General features: G+C 62.3%; 2 protein-coding genes and 1 pseudogene. All 3 read left to right on the top strand.

Going from position 1 to position 2,056, the window contains the following annotated elements:
* A pseudogene (locus tag WS49_RS35655) lies at positions 1-228 on the top strand (multidrug DMT transporter permease); the annotation flags it as partial.
* Complete coding sequence (locus WS49_RS16660; RefSeq protein ID WP_059530607.1) at positions 212-1,342, top strand: phage baseplate assembly protein; 1,131 nt, start codon at positions 212-214, stop codon at positions 1,340-1,342. The pseudogene WS49_RS35655 and the gene WS49_RS16660, both read left to right, overlap by 17 nt.
* Before the next feature lie 29 nt (positions 1,343-1,371).
* Positions 1,372-1,941 carry a phage baseplate assembly protein V gene (locus WS49_RS16655; protein ID WP_257130202.1) on the top strand — a complete coding sequence of 190 codons (570 nt, stop codon included), beginning with the start codon at positions 1,372-1,374 and terminating at the stop codon, positions 1,939-1,941.
* Positions 1,942-2,056 lie beyond the last annotated feature (115 nt).

Genomic DNA, 2,056 nt, shown 5'->3' with positions numbered 1-2,056 from the left:
CCGTTAAAAGAGACGGCGCTGACGGTGCAGGAGCTGGCGATCAAGGTGATCGACGTCCTGCCGCCGATCATCTCGCGTACCGTCGACGCACCATCGAACATGACGTTGCTCGCACATCTCTGGTACGGCAACTACCTGCGCTCGTCCGAGCTGCTGCGACTGAATCCGCAAATCCGCAATCCGAACTTCATCCAGCGAGGAGACACTGTCAGTGGCTTCGCCCAATAACGACGTGACGCTGCTGATCGGCGGCAAGGCACATAGCGTCTGGTCGTCGTACTCGATCGATTCCGATCTGTTGACGCCGGCCGATGCGTGGGACGTGCGGCTCACGCGCCCGGCCGGCAAGATGCCCGACACGGTCAAATCTGGCGCACTCGTCCAGGTGAAGGTCGGCGACGATACCGTGCTTGTCGGCTACGTCGACAACGTGCGACGCCGCACCAGCAAGACCGAGAAGACACTGTCGATCAGCGGCCGTGACTATGCCGCGATCCTGCGCGATTGCTCGGCCCCGATCTTTACCGCGAAGCAAGTCACGCTTGCCGACGTCGTCGCGAACATCGTGAAACCGCTCGGCATCAAGAAGGTGCGCATCGACACGGCGCGAGCGCAGCCGACGTGGGACAAGATCAGCGTCGATCCGGGGGATACGGCGTGGGATGCGCTCGTTCATGCAGCCGAGGGCGAAGGTCTGTGGCCGTGGTTCGAACCGGACGGCACGCTTGTGATCGGCGGCCCCGACTACAACGCCCCGCCTGTTGCGAGCCTGATCCTGCGCGAGGACGGCAAGGGCAACAACGTCGAATGGTTCGACGAAGACGATTCGATTGCCGAGCGCTATTCGGAAGTCACGGTACTCGGCCAGGCGCACGGCACCCGTTCGGCGATGGGCAAGCATGCGATCAAGGTGACGGTAAAAGACAACGGCGTTTCCGTCTACCGGCCGAAGGTGTATGTCGATCACGACGCGCCGAATCTCGCGGCCGCCGAGGCGCGCGCGAAGAAGATCATCTCCGATTCGGCGCTCGCGGCGCATACGTTGAAAGCCAGCGTGAAGGGACACCGGACCTCGGACGGCGTGCTATGGAAGCCCGGGCAGCGCGTGCATGTGGTGTGGGAAGAATATGGAATCGACGCCATCTATTTCCTGATGGCGCGCCGCTTCACGGGCGGTCGTCCGGGCGGCACCCACACGACGCTGACGCTGAAGGAAGACGGCGTCTGGATTCTCGACGCGCATCCGCATTCAGGGCGCAAGCATCGACGCAAGAAGAAAGGCGACGGCCCGCTTTCGCTGGTCGTGACGGACGCAAACGGCAACACGACGGTGACAAAATGATGCGAGAAGTTGAAAAGCGAGTGTCGCGCATGCTGGCCGGCGTGCGCCAGGCGTTTCGCGGCGTGATCAGCGGCGTGAGCACCGACGGCCCTGTTGGCATGGTGCGCGGCGAAGGACTCGCCGGCGAGAACGGTGTCGACGAAGAGCTGTTCCAGCACTACGGATACACCAGTGCGCCGCCGGCCGGCACGATGAAGATCGTCCTGCCGATCGGTGGTAAGACGAGTCACGGTATCGTCATAGCGACCGAGCACGCGCAGTATCGCTTGAAGGCGTTGAAGCCCGGCGAGGTAGCGATCTACACCGACGAAGGCGATTCGATCGTTTTCTCGCGCGGCCGCGTCATCGACATCAAGACGAAGACGCTGAATATCAGCGCCGAAGAGTCGGTGAACATCGACACGCCGACCGTCAACATGAAGCACGCGCTCAACGTCGCAGAGCAGATCACCGGCAAGGGTGGCATGTCGATGACGGGCGGCGACGGCGCACGCATCGACAGTCTGAATGTCGACAACGATGCGGTGATCGGCGGCAAGAGCTTCAACGGTCACAAGCATCCGGAAACCGGCAACATCACCGGCACGCCGGTCATGTGACGACAGCGGCAGCATCCCACTGACCTCCATCACGTAATACGTTCACGCGCGCGCGATGACAATCGCGGCATGGACGCACTTCTGAACCCGCAAACAGGCGGATATACCGGCACGC

The organism is Burkholderia sp. RF7-non_BP4, from assembly GCF_001521935.1.
GTDB lineage: Bacteria > Pseudomonadota > Gammaproteobacteria > Burkholderiales > Burkholderiaceae > Burkholderia > Burkholderia diffusa.
Note: the sequence above shows the minus strand (reverse complement) of the source record. Positions and strands in the feature narration are given on the sequence as shown.